This window comes from Faecalicatena faecalis (assembly GCF_012524165.2).
GTDB classification, from domain to species: Bacteria; Bacillota; Clostridia; order Lachnospirales; family Lachnospiraceae; genus Faecalicatena_A; species Faecalicatena_A faecalis.
This window is the reverse complement of sequence record NZ_JABACJ020000041.1, coordinates 1-19278: the sequence shown is the minus strand read 5'-3', so window position 1 is coordinate 19278 and position 19278 is coordinate 1. Positions and strand designations below refer to the sequence as shown.

The following is a 19278-nucleotide window of genomic DNA, read 5'->3' as shown; positions in this document are numbered from 1 at the left end:
GTGATGGGTGCATCATAAATGATGCTTGTTCTTAAAAATTTTCTCTATAAGAAATTTTCAAGGGTTTGTTGTCTATTGTTTAATTATCAAGGTCCTTTTGTCGTTCTCTGCCGTCGGTTATTGTCGTCAGCAGCAACTTTTATAGATTATCATATCGTTTGCTGTTTGTCAAGAACTTTTTTCATTTTCTTTTCCGCCGAGTCCCGGTCGATACCGTTTCCTCAAGCGACAGCTTTAATATGCTACCACACTGCCTCAAGCTTGTCAACCACTTTTTACAATCTCAAATTGAATGTCAAATACATGATTAGAAACACATAAAATCTAACGGTGTGCGCAAACGACAGCTTAGTTAGATTACCACACATCACCGCCATTTGTCAACAAAATATTCCTTTTCTTTCCATTTTCTTTGCATTTACTCTTCCTCCCCCCTTATAAAAAGGGAATCCTGCTAAAAGATATTTTATAAGAATCTAACTCTATACAAAGGCCCATAAAAAAGCAAATAAAAAAACGGATGGATACCCATCTTTTTCCTAAGACGAATATCCATCCATTCAAACTTCAAAAACCAAGTCTTTTTTTATGCTTGTATTCTCTTTTCATACTTCTTCCAGAGCCACAGCCCTGAAAGCATCACGAGTAATCCACCGCCGATCATTTCTATCTCATAGATAAGATTCATCTTGAAATCCCCCATGATCGGTGAACAGGTAAAGATAATTCCTATGACACATAAAAACAATACAATTCTTGCTATATTGATGCAGATATTTTTATTATCATTAAAAATATATACCGGATCTTTGATCATATCCTTCTTCTTAATCTCAATGTAAGCAAGAATCAATATAACATATGGGAACAAAGCTGTCAAAGCAGTCATCGTTACCAAAATATTATATATCGCATCTACCCCAGGAAAAAGTGAGGTTGCTACCAAAAGCAGGGACACGATTGCAGTCTGCAGGTACACTGCCTTCTTCGGAATCCCGACCTCATTCATCTCCGTCAGTTTCTTACCGAACATCCCCTCCGGGACACTGCCGAACAACATCTTAATCGGAGAAGCAATATAAATGACCGTTGCACCTAAGATGGAAACTGAAATACCTAATGCCACAAGCCTTACCAACCATGAACCAATTCCAACATTCTGTGCACCGATACTGATTGCATCCAGAATTCCTGTGGATGCCTTGATTTCACTCGTCGGCATCAGAGACGTAATGGCGATAGAGCCAATCACATAAATAATTCCTACAAGTACAGCAGATAAAAGGATTGCCTTCGGATAATTCTTACGTGGGTTTTCAATCTCTGTCACGAAATTGGCAACTACTTCACCACCGGTATAGCCAAAAATAATCGCCGATATTGCCACCAGTGTATTCCCGTTCATCTTCGGAGTAAGCGTCTGGAGCGTATAGGAGGAGGCCGGTTCTGCCCCGACTGCAAAAACCGTAACTACCGCAAGGATAATTAGGATTGCCGCCGGGATCATAGACCCAAAGGCTCCCAGTCCCGTCAAAAACTTCACCTTTGCCAATCCGTTAATGCTAAGGATCGATAGTGTCACAAAGACAATCACCGCAATTGCTACCGTCAGATACTTATTCTCCAAGATTTCAGGCTTTCCTATCATATAGGCAATGTTAACGGTAAAAAACGTCATAAAGGATGCATACCAGAACAGCTTTGAAGTCCAATTCAGCCAGGATACCATGAATCCCCATTTTTCTCCAAAGGCTGCTTTTACCCACACATACATCCCGCTGTCACTCGGATAAGCCGAGGACAATTCTGCGCAGATCAGGGCCTGCGGTACAAAGAACAGCAATGCAAAAATGAACCACATCGGTATCGCCGCAACACCAAGTCCAAAAGAATCGGAGGTTGATTTTGCAATCCATCTGATACCAAATAAGGCGGAAATATTCACTAAAATGAGAGTCTTTAACTTAATCTTCTTCATATATTAGTTTCCATTTCTTTCTATTTTGCTTTCCCACTTTCTATCAAATATTAACTGATCTCCCTCTTTCACCTTCATATCGCAAGTGATATAGAAGTAATCATGGTCCGCGGTCTGCTCTGTAATAATATCTGCATCCGCAAGCCAGCCCTCGCGTCCAAGCTTCATTTTCTGAGTAATGACATATTTGGCTGATAGCGGGTCCTTATTGGACAGAGTTAATTCTCTCTTTAAATTATGTTCAATTACAGTTCCGATATCATCGAAACGGTAAATTCCTTCTCCGAACACCCCGCCTACTCCATCTGTAATACATGTCCATGCATCATTTACAATGTCATAAGTTACACTTCTGTCAACACGTCCTTCTGAAAGGACAGTACATGGTGTATACGCTGCACTGACAGGTTTCATGTTCGGTCCTTCGCAGTCATTTCCAACAAACTTTGGAATGGTAAGTACAGCAGTGGACAGGTCAAGCGATAAGGTCACATCTTCTGGTTTTACCCAGAACATCGGCCAGTAGCTTGTTGCAAGAGCCAGTCTATATCTGTGTCCTGCCTCAAATCGGTGTGCGCAGCAGTCCAATGTCACTGTCACATCTACTTCTTCGCCCGGTACAAGTTTTACGACCTTGTCATGTCCCTGTAAATGTGTCAGATTCATAACTCCATAAGAAACTCTTCTGACAGCTCCGTCCGGTGCCACATCCTCTAAAGCAGCATAGATCATCGCATCTTCTTTATCCGCTGATAATCTGACTTTGAAAATCGGGGCTCCTAATACTTCGATCGGCTCCTCCAGTTTTTCACTGTCGAACACCATAGCCATACCGTCTTCGACTCTCTGATCGCTCGGAGTCTCACCGTGAACGCCGGCACCCATGAACTCTCCGCCTAAGATACCGTGGTTCAATGGAGTCTTGAGCAGCTCAACTTCTGTTTTCTCATTCTTAACATCCATCATCTTTCCTCTTGTAAGGAAATATGTCTGGTCTTCTGTATCTTTTGTCGGCCAGGAATCCACACCGACCCAGCGTCCTTCACTGACAGGCATCTGGGAATCTGGTGTCATATAGTCTTCCATCCATGCCTGGATCATTGGGCAGTCTAATGTATCATTGTCAATGCCCTTGAGCCATTTATCCCACCATTTCACAGCTTCTTCTAAGAAACTCATAGCCGGAAGCGGATCTCCATCGTGTGCATATACGTGTGCCCATGGTCCGATAATCGCCTTTCTTGGCACATCCAGGCCGTTCATCAGACTAAACGGAGTGTTTCTATAGCAGTCAGCCCATCCGTCAATTGCAAATACCGGCACCTTGATTGCAGAGTAATCTTCACATACAGAACCATGTTTCCAATATTCATCTCTTGTCTGGTGTTTGGTCCAGTTGCTGATCAAGAACGGCATATTTTCCAGTCTGTCCATCCAGAGGTCATGCCACTTATCCCCTGCAATTTCTGGATCGATTGGTCTGCTCTGATAAGCAGCCATAATGGAACCCCACCAGAAATTATCATTCAAAAGGTTACCGCCCTTATAATGGATATCATGGTTATATCTGTCATCTGTAAATCCAACACAGATGATTGCCTTCAGTGCAGGCGGCTGTAAAGCAGCTACCTGGAGGGAATTAAATCCGCCCCATGATTTTCCCATCATACCAATATTTCCATCACACCACGGCTGTTTGCTGATCCAGTCTAATACCTCTAAAGCATCATCCTGTTCCTGCTGTAGATATTCATCATGCATCAGGCCGTCAGATTCTCCGGTTCCTCTCATATCCACACGGATACATGCATATCCGTAGCCTGAGAAAAAGCCATGCATCGGTTCATCTCTTCCTCTTGTTCCATCACGCTTTCTGTAAGGAATGTACTCCAGGATTACCGGTGTCGGCGCTTTATTTTCTGTTTTCGGAAGCCACAGTCTATAAGACAACTGTGTCCCGTCAGATAAAGTGAGCCATTTATTTTCAAATACTTCTACTTCATATGGTAAATCTGTAATGATCTTTTTTTCATGGATTTCAACGCTCATTTATGTTTCCTCCTAATTTTCCTTTTTGCTTTCAACGGCTGCCTTCTTACTGTCAGCCAATGCCTTTTTTCCGAACTTGCGGTACCAGATTACACATGTGATGCAACCAATGACTGCCATCACGATCATTCCGGTAAAATAGTAATAATATCCCGTAACTCCCTCGAATGCATCTAAAGTCTTGCCCGCTACATATGGGCAGATCACTTCTGGGAGGTATCCTACCGTCGCGATCACACCGATTGCAATACCTGAAACTTCAATCGGGATACCACCCTCTGCCTGCATGGAGAAATAAACACCATAATTAGAATACATCGCCAGATAAACAAGGATACAAGCCAGTATCATCGCCGCGATCTGCATTCCTGAACTCAGCTTCGGAACTAAAATGACCAAAAGCATACCAACGATCATGGAGGCAAATCCAACGATCATGAGTCTGGACTTTCCAAATTTATCTGCCAGGAAGCCGCCGCCTGTAGATGCGACCGGTCTTACATACTGTGCCAATATGGTCAAAACTGCTGCCAGTACCGCTGTCGTACCAAGGATATTGGTCGCATATGGAGTAATGTAGAAATAGGACATATTAAAGGTATACGTTGTAAATGTAATAATAATCATCATCCATACTGCCGGCATCTTCAACACACGAATAATATCTGACATTTTCATCTTCGTTGTTTCTGTCTTCTCCGTTCCCCCCGGATTCTTCAGAAGGAAGATGAATAGAATACCACAGATGATCGGGCAGACGGAATAGAAAATGATAATCCATTTAATTCCTGCACCAGCCATCATCTTTGCTTCAAAAAAGCCGAATATTGCAGTCGCTGCTGCCATATGTAATGCGTTGGCAACACCCCTTCCACCTTCAAATGTACCATAGGCACGGCTCTGTTCCTCGTCACTTGCAAGTGTACGGATCATTTTTAAAAGGGCAGGCCAGAAGGTCAAAAGTGAGGTCAGTCCCCAGAGTGCATAGATGCAGACGAGCACTTTAAAGTCAGTAAAAAATAAATGTGCAAATCCGCCGATTCCGGTTGCAATCAAAGAACCGATCATCAGCCATTTTGCAGAAAATCGATCTGCCAGAACTCCACCGATAAAATAGGAAACCAGTCCCAAAAGCCCATATGCAGACCCCAATGTTCCCATCTGCGTATTGTTCAGATGGTATATTTCCATATAGGCATCATAGTAATACTGCCTGAAATACGGCAGACCGTAGATAATTGACCCGGCAAATGCAATCAACAGAAGCTTGCCGAGATTTTTCTTATAACTAGGTTGTGTCTCTCCCATATAGTTTCTCCTTCTCTATATATTATACGCGTATAAATTATACATGTATAATAACAAGAATAGGACTATTTGTCAAGAATTTATCAAACTTTTCTATCAGTAAATATTTTTTCTATCCCCTAGCTTGGAATAAACTTTTCTATAAGAAAAAAACGGATGAGCACCTTTAATGCTCATCCGCAATTTCTCCATTGAAAACTGTAAAATCAATCTTCTTTTCCATCAACTTTTTCCGCACGACTGCTATATTTTCATCAATCACTCCGCGTTCGATTCCAAGATAGAGCAGCGCACATTTCACAAGATTGACGTTGATATCAAAGTAGTCCATATCTAGTTTTCCATCTATATTTCCCACAATCAGGGCACGTTCCACACCTTTGATAATACTGATCGTAGTTGCCAGATCCAGGCTCTTAAGTTCCAGGTGATACTCCTGCTCAATCAGTTCCAGAGACTTAAAGGTATAGCTCTCGACTGAATATTTCAGAACATCCTCTTTCACTAGCTCTACATATAATTTTAAAAGCCCGGGCTCCAGATTCATCTGATATTGCAGCAGCAGGTACGTGAGGAGTAAATGCTCAATACTGTTCTGTACATCATACTCCTTGTAAGGGATTCTTTCATAAAATTTACTCATGAACCGGGAATATATCTCAATCCCGATATTTTCCTTTTTGTCGAAATAATAGGGCAGCAATCCCAAGTTCACATCCACTTCCCTTGCAATCATCCTCAGCGTTGTCTTCGTGTAGCCATGTTTCCAGAAAAGTTGTTGGGCACCATCTAATATTCTGTCCCTCGTATTCATAATGTTCCCTCTCCTCAATGAATTTTCCTTTTCCATTTTAGCACACTATAACAATAAAGTCACTATAGATTCTGTCTATTATCTCTCTTGCTGCATTGAACGAGTTGCTGATCTGAATGCTTTAATTCCGTTTTCCTGATATGGTCTGTGCGATGATATTCTTCATGATTTCTTCACTTAACTGACCACTCACATACCCGAATATTTTTCCCTCCTTCGTGATCATGAATGTGGTCGGGAAGGAATAGATTCCATACTGCTCAAACAGACTGCCTCCATTGTCCATCAGTACTGGATAGGTATAACCGTTATCCGTTAAGAACTGTTTTACTTCATCCTCTGACTTTTCCTGTCCATAGCCAGGTCCAGCTATTCCGAGAATCACCACCTCTGGGTCCTCTTCCTTCTGGTAAGATTCATACAGCTTTTGAATGTCCGGCATCTCCGCACGGCACGGCGGACACCATGTTGCCCAGAAGTTCATGAAGATTGTCTTCCCTTTATAGTCAGAAAGCTTATGCACATTTCCATACTGATCCTTTAACTCAAAATCAATCGCATTGGACAATTCCTGCTCTTTTTCCTGAGAATCAGATGAACTTCCCTGTGTCTTATCCTGAGACTGTGCCCCGGATTCTGCCTTCTTCTGGTCAGAACTGCCGGAATCCTTCTGCTCATCAGCTTTCTGCTTGGACGACTGCCCGGCGTTCTTATCTGTACTCTGTCCGGCATTCTTGCCATCTGCCTGCTGCTCTGTCTGTACATCAGACAGATATCCTGTAATTGCATTCATTTTCCCGGTAAACATCATGGCCCCCATCAGAATCATGAGGATACCGCCGACCTTCACTGTATATTTCACTACATTATTGTGCCTTTTGAACAGATCCAAAAGAGTCGTACTGAACACGCCCACTGCCAGGAACGGTAGAACGAATCCCAGCGTATAGACTCCGATCAGTACAAATCCCCATACCTTTGTGCTCGCGGAAGCCGACATCAAAAGGACACTGGAAAGTGCCGGGCCTACACATGGGGTCCATGCAAAACTGAATGTGAATCCCATGACCAATGCCGTCCATGGTGACATTGCCAGGGCATCCAGATGGAAGGGCAGGCGATGCTCCTGGCTGAGCATCTTGGATCTTCCGAAGATACCGAGCTGATAGAGTCCGAACAGAACGATCAGAATGCCTCCGATCCTTGCGAACATGGTCTGACTCCCCTTGAAAAAGTTGCCAAGCACGGATGCTCCGAAGCCCAGCAGGAAAAAGGTGAAGCTAACTCCAATGACGAAAAACAATGTGTTGATCATTACTTTTTTTCTGCTGAAATAAACCTTCCCGTCCTCTCCCACTGTCCTCGTGCCGCCGGAAAGATACCCGATATATAATGGTATCAGCGGAAGGACACATGGGGAAAAGAAGCTTAGCAGTCCCTGAACAAATACCGTTAGTACCGGCACGCTAACATCTAATGAAAATCCCATCTTACATTCTCCCTATTCTTAGTAGTTTTCATTTGGTGGCATAATCCCGGCTCAAACGATACCGAAAATTATTAGAAATCCTCTCAAGCAAGACAAATGGTGTAAGGCGGATAAATCCGCTTTACAACCTCTGCCTGCCGCCATTATAAATTGAACAGATCGTTCAATGCTTCTCCCATTGTCGGATGAGTAAAAATCATATTCTTAAGTACTGTATACTCAAGTCCTGCATCCATAGCCAGCTTGACCAGATTAATCAGCTCATGTGACTCTTCGCAGAAAAGATGTGCACCAAGGATTTTTCTCGTATCCGCATCGATCACGGCCTTCAAAATCCCCTCCGGCTGCTCCAGGACCTGTGCCTTTGGAATCGCTGCTACAGGCAGCTTCGCGATCTTTACCTTATATCCTGCTGCCAGAGCTTCTTTTTCACTCATACCGACTCTGGAGAAAGGAGGATTTAGAAATACACTGTATGGTACAGCTCCTCTTTTGTCAAGTGTATAACTGCCATCTCCTAAAACTTTTGATGCCACGATTCTATAATCATCCAGTGAGATATAAGTGAACTGCAGCCCTCCGACCACATCCCCCATTGCAAATATATGCGGTGCAGTCGTGGTCCTTGTATTGTCTGTAATAATGCCGCCTCTTTCATTGACCTGCACACCTGCTGCCTCCAAATTCAGGCCCTTCGTGTTCGGTCTGCGTCCGGTAGCAATAAGTACTGCTTTTGCCGAAAGTACTTCTTCCCCTTCCTTTGTCTCAATATGGACCGCAGCATGATCGGACTCTTCTGTCACTTCCTGTACTTTCGTCTCTGTCAAGACTCTGACTCCTCTTTTTTCCAGACTCTTCTTGACCTCATCTGCTATCTCTGCATCCTCCCTTGGAAGGAATACAGCCCCATCCTGTATTATCGTCACTTTTGTGCCAAAATTTGCATAGATAGATGCAAATTCAACGCCAATATATCCGCCGCCGATGATGACCAGTCTCTCCGGCAGTTCCGTAACATCCATCAGGGTCTCGCTCACATATACATAAGGATTCCCCTCGACTCCTTTGATCGGAGGGATAAACGGGGAAGCACCCGTATTGATAAAAAACCGTTCTCCCTCAATCACCATACGGCCATTTTCCGTTACGACCTCTACTTCATGCGGAGAGATAAAACTTGCAGTTCCATTCACTACGCTTACATTCGGATTCGTATCAAGCTTCTGATAATTCTTCTTTCTCAGTTTTTCTACCAATTGTGTTTTTCTTGCAACAGCATCCTGATAAGCGCTTTTCCCATCCGTACATCCTAAAACTGCCTTCTTCGCACTATTTATCAATGACTTTGTCGGAATACATCCCACATTGATGCAGGTTCCTCCATACATTTTATCCGATTTTTCAATCAGAACCACCTTTCTTCCTGCATTCCCCAATGCTCCGGCGATTGTCTTTCCACCTTTTCCAAAACCGATGATCACATCATTATATTTCATATCTGATATCCTCCTTATCTATCTGTATCCATTTTTATTTCAGTTGTTACTGTAACAATATCAGATACAGTTAAGGATGTCAATAGTTTTTTCAAAAAAGCAAAAAGAATTCCTGATAATTTAAAAGGCCATATACTGCCGACTTGCAGGAAGGCTGTATATGACCTCTATCCTATTATTTTCTACTCGTTCTATATTGCAGTATCATCAGGATTCTTCCCTGCTGCCATCTTTTTTTCATACCGGCTGTGTAAGATCAGTGCGGCTGCTGTAAACAATACAGGACCTAAAATACTCCATACTGTGGTCGCTATATCCCCGTCGATGGCCGGCTGGATGATTGTGAAGAAGTTCGCAAATCCGACTGTCGCTGTTACAAGTACTGTGAATACGATTGCTACTTTATCATTCTTAAAGATTACGAACGGCTTTTTAATGTCCTTATTCTTCTTAAATTTGATAAACGCTGCCGCAATGAACATGTATGGAAGTGTCATGGCAACATTGGTCATAGATACCAGAATATTGAAGAATTTACTGACTGTATCTCCGCCCATAGAAACAAGGAGGATAAATGCAATTGCGATGGTCGCCTGTACTTTCAGTGCATATTTTGGCATTCCATTTTCTATCTTACAGTATTTTTCCGGCAGAAGTCCTTTGGGACTTCCCTCGATCAACTGTTTTAATGGAGAATAGATCAGAGTAAATACTGCCCCTACTAAGGTCAGAAGAATTGAAATTCCCATGATCCTTGCCGTCCAGTTTCCCATTTGTACACAGACATTTGTACTCGCCCCAAAAGCCGCTCCGAGCTGATATCCTAAGTTATTCATGATAATATAGGATGCATTTGCTTTATTGACCGTCTCTGCGGAAAGGACATCACTCCATCTCGTAAAGATACCAACACAGAAAATACCGACGGAATAACCAATTGCCACTATGACAGCCGCAATCGTTAGACCTTTTCCAAAATTCTTTTCTGGATTTTCTGTCTCATCTACCAGACCGCCGACAGCTTCTGTTCCGCCGTATGCGAACAATGCATATACGACAAAGGCCAATACAGCCAGTGCTCCGCCGTACTCCGGGTTTGGAGAATCAACAAAGGAAGCTGCCGATGTAATCGGCTGGGCAAGCTGTCCCTTATTACCGATCAGTACCAGCAATGCTCCCAAAATCAAAAGTACATTCAGGAACATACAGGCAATACCACCGATAGAGCTGACCTTCTGGATGTTTTTCATTCCCTTGCTTGCAAAAAACGTAACGACGATAACAAAGCATACTCCCAGGATTCCCAGTGTCTGTGTGGAGGATAATCCGAACAGGCTCCATTTTGATGTCGTATCCGTGCCAAATATTGCATTGGATAGTGGAATCATGATTCCAGATGCAATATTGACCAGCCAGATGACATATGATGTATACCACATAAAAGTTGCAACAAAAGCATATTTTGTATTTACACAGATCTGCATCCAGGAAAAGATACCACCCTTTTCATCTTTGAATGCAGATCCATACTCTGCTACCATAAACGCAAACGGTACGAAGAAAACCACCGCTGACAAAATGTAGAACGGGATTGCCCCATATCCCATCAAATAAAATGACCGGGGCATGTTATTAAACCCATATACAGATGTAAAAATCATGAGGATCAATGCCCCCATTGTTAATTTCTTCGTTTTTGCCGACATTACCTTTTACCTCCCAATGTTATAAGTTTTTTCTTATGCGTTTGCTAAAAATGCCCGGTATCCTTTTACCGCCTCATAAATGTCTGCCTTGCTGCTGACCTCGTAAGGTGCGTGCATACAAAGAAGGGCAATTCCGCTGTCAATGACTTCCATACCATAATTTGCCATAATATACGCAATCGTACCACCGCCGCCTACATCAACCTTCCCCAATTCTTCAAATTGATAAGCGACGCCTGCTTCATCCAATATTCTGCGCAATACCGCGATATATTCCGCATTTGCATCATTTGATCCTGCTTTTCCTTTGCTGCCTGTGAACTTACAGAAGGAAAGACCTTTTCCGAAAAATCCAGCGCTTCGTTTGTCATAACAGTCTGCATACAATGGGTCATAGGCTGAACTTACGTCTGATGACAGCATTCTCGAATGTGCAAGAGCCCTTCTCACCTTCAGATCAGATTCCCCTTCTGTCAAAGCAATCAGCTCCGCAACTGTGTTTTCAAAAAACCTGGATTGCATACCGGTAGCCCCCACGCTTCCGATTTCCTCCTTATCCACCAAGAGACATACCCCTGTGCGTTTCAAATCCCTTGCATCTAACATGGCGAACAGGGAGGTAAATGCGCAGATTCGGTCATCCTGTCCATATGCCAGAATCATACTGCGATCGATCCCCATATCTCTCGCTTTCCCGGCTGGCACGATTTCCAATTCTGCAGACTGAAAATCCTCTTCCTCTATGTGATACTGTGTTTTTAACATTTCGAGTACATTTGCCTTGACTGCTTCCTTTTCCTTCTCCTTGATATCATCCCTGTCTTTCAAAGGAATATTCCCGATCAGCAGATCCAGATTCTCACCCTCGATCACCTTTGTGGCACTCTTTTCCATATGCTCTGCAGCAAGATGAATCAGGATGTCCGTGATGACAAAGACTGGATCGTCCTCTTTTTCACCGATGCTGACTGTGACGATTTCCCCATCTTTTAATGCCACAACACCATGCAGTGCCAATGGAAGAGCGACCCATTGATATTTTTTAATGCCGCCGTAATAATGAGTGTCCAGATAAGCAAAACCATCCGTCTCATACAACGGATTTTGCTTCACATCCAAACGTGGTGAATCGATATGTGCTCCTATGATGTTCATCCCATGTGACAGCGGTTCCTCCCCAATCTGAAACAGGACTGCCATCTTATCCATCCATACAGCATATACCTTGTCGCCTTTCTTTAATGTCCCTTTCTCTTTCACCACTTCCTTGAGATCACGATATCCGGCCTCCTTCGCCATCGTGACTGTCAGAGAGACACATTCCCGTTCCGTCTTTCCGATATCCAGACATTCTTTGTATCTCACACAGATACGATTTAGCTCCTCCAATTCCTTCTGCCCGTATGTCTTCCATGCACTCTCCTTTTGCATGATTCACACCTCCAACTTTATATGAATTTAATAACTAATTTATATTTTATTGGCAGTTTATTTATAAATCAAATTACGGCGAGTGTCTTGACAGGAAACTTTCAGCGTATTATTATCATGATAAATGAATTTTAGTCATATTTTTTCGTATATTATGATAAAATTTATGATTTCGTGTAATTTTAATAAAAAAGTGGATTTATAAGAAATGAGGCGAAAAATATGACAATGAATGAAACGGTCGGAAATAACCTTCGGAAATACCGCCAGGCATATGGTTATACCTTGGAAGAGCTGGCAGAACGAATCCATAAGAGCCGCTCCACGATATCCAAGTATGAAAAGGGCCTGATTTCTATTGATGTGGATACTATAGCTGATTTGGCCGCCATCTTCCAGATTCCTGCCGCTCAGCTTCTGGCAGTTCCCTGTATCCGGGATGCAGAACCTGAAAAGGCTGATTTTCTAGACCGTCAGTACGTCTATGCCTTTGATGGAAAACGCCAAAGGATCATGAAAAGTGTTCTCGAAGAATTCCATTCCTCCGATTCTGAAACAAACTCCGTACAACTTTTCTACGACATGGAAGATCTGCATACTATGGGACGTTGTAAAGTCATTTATTCTGGAATCAGCAAGGAATTCGATCTCTGCCGCAATTACAATCTGCAGAACCTCTCTCATCCCATGGAACAGATTTGGATGTGCTCTATGAATGGACTTTTTAAGAGTGATCACCAAATCGGGATTCTGGCAGGTCTGTCCTCGTTCACAATGTACCCCTGTGCCAGAAAAGTGCTGATTACTTCCAGTATACAAAAAGAAAGCGACCTCATGGAGGAACTTGTTTTTTCCAAGGAAGATGTCAGATTATTGAAGAAATATAATGTATTTACCATCAGTGAATTTGTATTGTAGCTTGAATTACAAAAATGGAGAGCAAAGGGCCCTGACCCTTTTGCTCTCCATTTTTAGAATATTCTTAAAATATCTAACTCCGCTTCAATCTCCTTAGCTGAAGCTTCTTCCATATCTTTCTTGCATTCTCACAGGTTTCTTTGGACACGCCCACTTCTGTCACAAGTATGTTCTCATCCACCAGATCCAGCGCCTGCTCTATATCCTCATCTTTACGAATGATCTGATCCACCTGCTTTAATGTCTCCTTTACCTTCTCAAGCGGTACATTGTCCAAGTCTGGAACCATGATCTCACCGACTTCGCCGGGCAGGATCTCCAGTACACCGCCGCCATAGCTTCTACCGCAGATCTCTGTAAAGGCAAATGAAATACTGTTGTAGTAAGACAATGCGATTCTCTCTGGCTCAATTCCTTCTTTGAATTTAATCCGGTGCATCGTATCCGTTGATACCGCATCGCAGCAGTTTAACACGAACTTCGGATACAGGTTATTCCGTCTGAGGAAAAATGCATCCGGTACCCAAATTGACGGTATCCTGTACCACCTCTCCCGGATGGAGCATTTATACCCAGTATGTTCTCCCGCCTTCTCGCCCTGTCTGATATACTTCTTATACTTTTTCGGATAGTCTTTATAAGGAATATCTGGAAAATCAATCAAGTATGCTGCTTTTCCCGCTTCCACATTCTCCTTCCAGTCCTTCTCCCTGAAATAGACGCTGTGCGCATGGGAGCTGCGTCCAATCAGCGGACGTACTGTCCCCGCCAGTTCAAATTGATCCACCGTCTTTTGGTCCACAGAGAAATACTTATTATTCCCAGTAGTAATCCCGACATTGATCACTGCGATGTCCGACAGCTTCCGAAACCGCTCGTAACTTCGAATATCTCGGATCAGTTCGTTCTCCTTCTTATTTGTAAAATATTTGGTCCACTTTTCATGAACATGCTGCATCTTCTGAAACTCATTGGCCTGTAGATCAAATTCCTCCAGATCACTTAAATTACTCAGCTCTACAATCCGAATTCCCTTTTCATCGCCTCCCTTTTCCCCAATAAAAACAACAATCTCCTGTTCAATATCGGGAAATACCAGCTCCTCGAACGTAATCAGGGTAATTCGAGACAGCGAATCTGCCAGAAACAGCCTCAAATCCTGTGCATATGCCACCTGCATGATTTCTGCAGGAATAACGAACACGATCCGTCCATTGTCACTTAGCATCTGTACACATGCGACCAGAAAGCCGACCCAGGTATTCACAAGCTTATTCGCCTTCATTCCATGAGAGGTCAAAATCGCCGACATACTCTCCCGCTGTTCTTCTGAAAGGTACTGATACCGGATATAAGGAGGATTCCCCAGAATCAAGTCATACCTGTTTTCTTTATTCATCTGATAAAATTCAAAGAAATCCTGATTTAAGACCGTCACCTTTTCCTGATTTTCGTCCTTTGGCAACATGCCCGCTGATACCTTTTTTGATACCTTCAAGGCTTCTGCCTCATCTATCTCAATCGCAGTCACAGCCTCGATCTGTCCGATAGCCCCTGTCCTGATCAGCCCATCCACAAACACTCCATCGCCGCAACTGGGCTCTAAGACCGTCCGAATTGCCGGATCGTCCCTGAATAGACCTATCATCATCTCTGCTAGCGGCAGTGGAGTATAATATGCACCTCTTAACTTCTGTTCGGAGCTATGTTCTCTTAATTTCATAATATCCCACCTAAAATTTCTGCTGATATATCCGGGTAATATCATCCTCGATATCCGCTATCAGCTTTTTCTTTTCCTTCTCTAACACACTGCATACTGCTTTATTTCCACTCACTTCTAACTGCTTGTTAATCTCATAGATTTTTTGGCTTGAGGTGACCACATTCTCATACAGCTTGCGCTGTTCCTCTTGTCCAAAGTCCAGCTTTACAAAAGGAACCATCGGCAGCGTATAGGTTCCCCGGGCGATAAATTCTCCCTCAAAGTCACTGCCTATAATCTGCAGGTACAGATCAGTCAGCGGATGACCTAACCAGGCCTGAATGTATTCCAAAGCATAGGGGCTTCCTTCTTTGCTGGAAATAGCTGCGTAGCCTGCTGTCCCGCCGGTCGCTATCAACATATTGTCATGATCCAGCAGATACAGCGGGTTATCCTTCTTCCGGTTTACCCCGACAATGATTTTCACCCGTTCATTCAGGCTGGTAATTGCCTGCCGCCTTCCATAGCAATACCACTGCTCAGCTCCCATACGAGGCTGCACATCCCTTTTTCCGCCCAGATACTTGGGAAGGAGCGCTTCTTTATGTTCCAACAGATACGCCCACACTTTCGGGTATGACGTCTCCATCTCCTTGATTCCAATCAGATTCCCCTGCCTGTCATAAGGAAAAATATTATAGGTCTTTGTCAGCAGCTTCATATTACTATAAGATGACAAAGCTTCCTTTTCCAAACGGTTCGGCTTAAAATAAGGACGTAGTACTGCCTTCTCCGCAGTATATTCTTTCCCATTCTTGACAAAGGTTACGTATTGGCTGTCCTCTGCTACAATTTCTTTCCCATCAATTCGGTAGATCTTCTCCGCGCTTGTCTGTATGCCGTTAAAAATATCGATATGTTCCGTGATACTTTCTGTCTTCCCTTTGATTCCTTCCAGTATATCATAATACTCCTGGTTCCCAGTAATAAACCATGGTTCTGTAACAGATGCTTCTCCGGCTGGCTTCCACGGCTGTGAGTTCAACTGCTGCTTCGGAATCGACACCGCATCGGTGCGTCCTTTTGTCCACAGAGATACCAGATCCTTCACTTCATGGCAGCTCAGTCTCTCACTTTTTTCTCCGGCAATCGTTACTATGGAACTGTAAATCGTTCTCTCTGCAAATAACTGCTTAGATCCAAAATCATCGATTTCCAGAATCTGTTCTGCCAAAAGACCTCTCAGCCTCTCTCCCGATTCCACACGAATCCATTTATTAGGAACAATATAACAAATGTAACCGCTTTCTTTTATCAGCTCCAAGGCCTTCTCCATAAACAAAAAGTATTTATCATACTGCCTGTATGCACTCTGGTATTGATTATATAATTTCTGTTCCTTTCGTGTATGAAGCTTCTTGATATCCTCTGTCTTCACATAAGGAGGATTTCCCAAAATAACATCAAACTTTTCTCCCCCATTGATTTCATCCCAGTCAAACGGAACAATATCGACCAATTCCTGAACCGTTGGATCCAACTCTGATAGCGCCGTTCTGCTGACCAGAGCATTCCCATGATGGATATTGGCATCTAGGTTTGGAAGAATAGGATTCACCACTTTTACAGATGGTTCCGTTTCATCCTCCAGAAGCTTCAATACAAGTGAAAATTTGGCTACCTCTACGGCATGGATATCGATATCCACACCATAGATACAATGGACCAAAAGTTCCCGTTTCTCTTCTATAGGCAGCTTCTTTCGTCCATTTCCCAGTTCCAGAAGATATTCCGGCCTATTGACAGCATACCACTGGGTGCAGTAATCTACCAGATATTGATACGCTTCCTCCAGAAAAATTCCAGAACCACAGGAGGGATCCACAATTTTCAACTTTCGAATCCCCCCCGGTGTTTTTCCTATGCAGACCTTATCCAGCGTATTCTTTACCATATACTTTACAACTTCCTGAGGAGTACTTACGACAGATTTATAAATATACTCGAACTTCTGTGCCAGCCTGATTTCTCCATCTGCATATACAATTCGTTCTGTCAGGAAGCTTTCATAGATTTTCCCCAATATCCCGGGCTCAATGATGTGAAATAAATACGGCGTCTTGGGATAATATAACGACATCACCATATCAAAAATCATATCGTTTTCCAAATCAAACAGAGGATTCTCTTCCCGAAAAAGTCCTGAGTCATAGCGCTTGTCGGCCTCTTTGAACATCTGGTTCAATACCCTTTTCAGTTCTTCTTTATCTTTAGCAGCATCCTTGAGGCTTCTATATAAAGGCAAATTCCGATCCTCACAAATGCGCAGAAAGATAATCTGGTTGATGAACGCCTGAACCTCATCGTTCAGCCTGTCCAAATCCTGATATCTCTCATCCACTGCATACAGATATCTGCCAAGCTCCAGACGCCAGTCATTGATCTGGTTTAAAAATGTCCCATCAATCTCTGTCTGATACTTTTGAGCCCCCGGGAACTGCTGTTCCACATATTCATCATATCTTCCGCTGTATACACTTTCCCTGGAAATCAAATCATAGATTTCCTCAAAATGCTCCACATATTCCTCATAATGATACTTTCTGAAAAGAGAGGCCGACGCCCCTTCCCCCGCTTCCGGCTTATTTGTTGTATCATAAATCAAAAGATATTCAAAATTCGTAAGCACCGAAAGCCTATGCTTCGCATTCCATCCATAACGTCTCGTCTGCATGGCAGGCTCCGCATCCACAGTAATATCCACTCCCGGCTTCTTCGCTTCCACAAACAACCTGGATACCCCATTCAATGTCAGCGTATAATCCGGCCGCTCCGCACTATTCGAATATCTCTCTGAAACAACCTCCTGGTATTGAGGCAGAGTTCCCTTCGTATTCTGAACATCCCACCCCAGACATTCAAGAAATGGACTGATATACTCATCTCTACAATTCTGCTCGTTATATGCGTTCTTAGAATCATGATAGTATGCTATACTTTTTCTATATTTTGAAACCAGCTTCTCTAGTCTTTCTTTCCCCATATATGTATCTAACTCCTGTATGTAATATAACGGTTTATAGAACTTTACAAATACCGACTATTTTCCTGCAATGTTTTTAGTATAACAAATCCAGCCTGACATTTCTATAAAAATAACTCCTGGGATGTAGAAAATTGAAAATGGAGTGCATAGGGATCAGACCCTTTTGCGCTCCATTTTCAGAATATTCTTAGATTAAATTATATTCTCAAATTATCTTCTATTCCTGAACATATTTTGCTCTCAGTTCATTCACCTTATCCGAATAAGCGGCATTCTGCTTCTGCTGAAGGAGATTCATTTTGATGCTCTCTTTTACATCTTCGAATGGCATATCAGAAGACTCCTTCTTATCCTCTACTTTAATCAAGTGATATCCGAACTGTGTCTTTACTGGACCTACAACATGTCCGATTTCTGCTGCAAATGCAGCATCCTCAAATTCCTTCACCATCTGGCCTTGTCCAAATTCACCTAAATCTCCGCCCTTAGCTCCTGACGGACATGTAGAGAATTCCTTTGCAGCATCCTCAAATGTCTTCTCACCACTTGTGATAGATTCCAAAATAGAACTGCTTGTCTCTTCTGTCTCTGTAAGGATATGCTTTGCACTGACAGTCGCACCTCTTGTGAACTGTTTTGGATTGGCATGATAGTAATCCTCAGCCTCCTCATCAGTGACCTTGATGTCCTTCATCACCTCTGCCATTGCCATCTGGGCAAGTATATCTCTCTTGGCGTTGACCAGAATCTTCTCATATTCCTCTGTCTTGTCCAATTCCAGATTCTCTCCCATCTTTGCAAATAAATGCAGAGCAATCAGTTGCTCCAGGCACTGCTTTCTGAACTGCGGATTAGAAATATATGCCTGACGGTCTCTCGGCACAGTATGCAGAAATGCATCAAATTCCTCCTGTGTGATTTCTTCCCCTGCAACAACTGCTAAAACTTCCTGACTCATATCTGTGTTCTCCTTTTTATGTAGTATATCTATTATAGGTTGGTTTAGCAAAAGTTGCAAGGGATATCTGTGAATGGGAGCAGGCTCTTTTGCTCTTCATTTTGAGAATACTCTCAAAATTATTTATTAGAAATCACTTCACCTGTATATAACTCTTTCCATTTCCTCTTTTATACACACAATTCTTTATATATTTTCACATACAAAAAACGATACCAATCGGTATCGTCCTCTCATCCCATCTATCTGATGTACCTTCAAAACTACATACAAAGAATCTTTAAACATCCATTTCCTATCACCTTGCTTGGTTATGCCCTCGACCTATTAGTAACAGTCAGCTCCATGCATTACTGCACTTCCACCTCTGCCCTATCTAC

General features: G+C 42.8%; 12 protein-coding genes. 1 reads left to right on the top strand and 11 read right to left on the bottom strand.

Annotated elements, in window-relative coordinates; genetic code table 11:
- Positions 1 to 586 precede the first annotated feature (586 nt).
- From HGO97_RS22875 to HGO97_RS22840, 8 genes are all read right to left on the bottom strand, one after another.
- The gene (locus HGO97_RS22875; protein WP_216245499.1) at positions 587 to 1978 is read right to left on the bottom strand and encodes an amino acid permease; all 1392 of its coding nucleotides are present in this window, start codon (positions 1976 to 1978) and stop codon (positions 587 to 589) included.
- Positions 1979 to 1981: 3 nt separating this feature from the next.
- The gene (locus HGO97_RS22870; protein ID WP_216245497.1) at positions 1982 to 4027 is read right to left on the bottom strand and encodes a CocE/NonD family hydrolase; all 2046 of its coding nucleotides are present in this window, start codon (positions 4025 to 4027) and stop codon (positions 1982 to 1984) included.
- A gap of 12 nt (positions 4028 to 4039) precedes the next feature.
- On the bottom strand, positions 4040 to 5335 hold the full coding sequence (locus HGO97_RS22865; RefSeq protein WP_168866754.1) for an MFS transporter: 1296 nt from the start codon (positions 5333 to 5335) through the stop codon (positions 4040 to 4042).
- Between the two features lie 166 nt (positions 5336 to 5501).
- Positions 5502 to 6149: a TetR/AcrR family transcriptional regulator gene (locus tag HGO97_RS22860; RefSeq protein WP_216245496.1), complete on the bottom strand. Its 648-nt coding sequence runs from the start codon at positions 6147 to 6149 to the stop codon at positions 5502 to 5504.
- A gap of 121 nt (positions 6150 to 6270) precedes the next feature.
- Entirely contained in the window at positions 6271 to 7638 is a 1368-nt protein-coding gene (locus tag HGO97_RS22855; RefSeq protein ID WP_216245495.1) for a cytochrome c biogenesis protein/redoxin, read from the bottom strand.
- Between the two features lie 143 nt (positions 7639 to 7781).
- Positions 7782 to 9134 (bottom strand): FAD-dependent oxidoreductase, encoded by a 1353-nt coding sequence (locus tag HGO97_RS22850; protein WP_216245494.1) that lies wholly within the window; start codon positions 9132 to 9134, stop codon positions 7782 to 7784.
- A 191-nt stretch (positions 9135 to 9325) separates the two neighbouring features.
- A complete protein-coding gene (yjeM, locus tag HGO97_RS22845) occupies positions 9326 to 10840 on the bottom strand; it encodes a glutamate/gamma-aminobutyrate family transporter YjeM (RefSeq protein ID WP_216245493.1) in 1515 nt (504 codons plus the stop codon).
- 33 nt (positions 10841 to 10873) lie between these two features.
- Entirely contained in the window at positions 10874 to 12271 is a 1398-nt protein-coding gene (locus HGO97_RS22840) for an aminopeptidase (RefSeq protein WP_216245492.1), read from the bottom strand.
- A gap of 222 nt (positions 12272 to 12493) precedes the next feature.
- Here HGO97_RS22840 and HGO97_RS22835 point away from each other — a divergent pair, with 222 nt between their 5' ends.
- Positions 12494 to 13189, top strand: coding sequence for a helix-turn-helix domain-containing protein (locus HGO97_RS22835; protein WP_216245491.1), 696 nt, complete (start codon positions 12494 to 12496; stop codon positions 13187 to 13189).
- Between the two features lie 73 nt (positions 13190 to 13262).
- On the opposite strand, the gene HGO97_RS22830 is transcribed toward HGO97_RS22835, so the two are convergent.
- From HGO97_RS22830 to HGO97_RS22820, 3 genes are all read right to left on the bottom strand, one after another.
- On the bottom strand, positions 13263 to 14912 hold the full coding sequence (locus tag HGO97_RS22830; protein ID WP_216245490.1) for an Eco57I restriction-modification methylase domain-containing protein: 1650 nt from the start codon (positions 14910 to 14912) through the stop codon (positions 13263 to 13265).
- Positions 14913 to 14922: 10 nt separating this feature from the next.
- The gene (locus HGO97_RS22825) at positions 14923 to 17937 is read right to left on the bottom strand and encodes an Eco57I restriction-modification methylase domain-containing protein (protein WP_216245488.1); all 3015 of its coding nucleotides are present in this window, start codon (positions 17935 to 17937) and stop codon (positions 14923 to 14925) included.
- 220 nt (positions 17938 to 18157) lie between these two features.
- Positions 18158 to 18898, bottom strand: a complete 741-nt coding sequence (locus HGO97_RS22820) for a peptidylprolyl isomerase (protein WP_216245485.1) — start codon at positions 18896 to 18898, stop codon at positions 18158 to 18160.
- Between the last annotated feature and the right edge of the window lie 380 nt (positions 18899 to 19278).

Bases quoted from the DNA above. Each gene is read 5' to 3' on its own strand.
- HGO97_RS22860 (WP_216245496.1), bottom strand. From the start codon at position 6,149: ATGAATACGAGGGACAGAATATTAGATGGTGCCCAACAACTTTTCTGG.
- HGO97_RS22875 (WP_216245499.1), bottom strand. From the start codon at position 1,978: ATGAAGAAGATTAAGTTAAAGACTCTCATTTTAGTGAATATTTCCGCC.
- HGO97_RS22820 (WP_216245485.1), bottom strand. From the start codon at position 18,898: ATGAGTCAGGAAGTTTTAGCAGTTGTTGCAGGGGAAGAAATCACACAG.
- HGO97_RS22840 (WP_216245492.1), bottom strand. From the start codon at position 12,271: ATGCAAAAGGAGAGTGCATGGAAGACATACGGGCAGAAGGAATTGGAG.
- HGO97_RS22870 (WP_216245497.1), bottom strand. From the start codon at position 4,027: ATGAGCGTTGAAATCCATGAAAAAAAGATCATTACAGATTTACCATAT.
- yjeM (WP_216245493.1), bottom strand. From the start codon at position 10,840: ATGTCGGCAAAAACGAAGAAATTAACAATGGGGGCATTGATCCTCATG.
- HGO97_RS22830 (WP_216245490.1), bottom strand. From the start codon at position 14,912: ATGAAATTAAGAGAACATAGCTCCGAACAGAAGTTAAGAGGTGCATAT.
- HGO97_RS22825 (WP_216245488.1), bottom strand. From the start codon at position 17,937: ATGGGGAAAGAAAGACTAGAGAAGCTGGTTTCAAAATATAGAAAAAGT.
- HGO97_RS22835 (WP_216245491.1), top strand. From the start codon at position 12,494: ATGACAATGAATGAAACGGTCGGAAATAACCTTCGGAAATACCGCCAG.
- HGO97_RS22865 (WP_168866754.1), bottom strand. From the start codon at position 5,335: ATGGGAGAGACACAACCTAGTTATAAGAAAAATCTCGGCAAGCTTCTG.
- HGO97_RS22850 (WP_216245494.1), bottom strand. From the start codon at position 9,134: ATGAAATATAATGATGTGATCATCGGTTTTGGAAAAGGTGGAAAGACA.
- HGO97_RS22855 (WP_216245495.1), bottom strand. From the start codon at position 7,638: ATGGGATTTTCATTAGATGTTAGCGTGCCGGTACTAACGGTATTTGTT.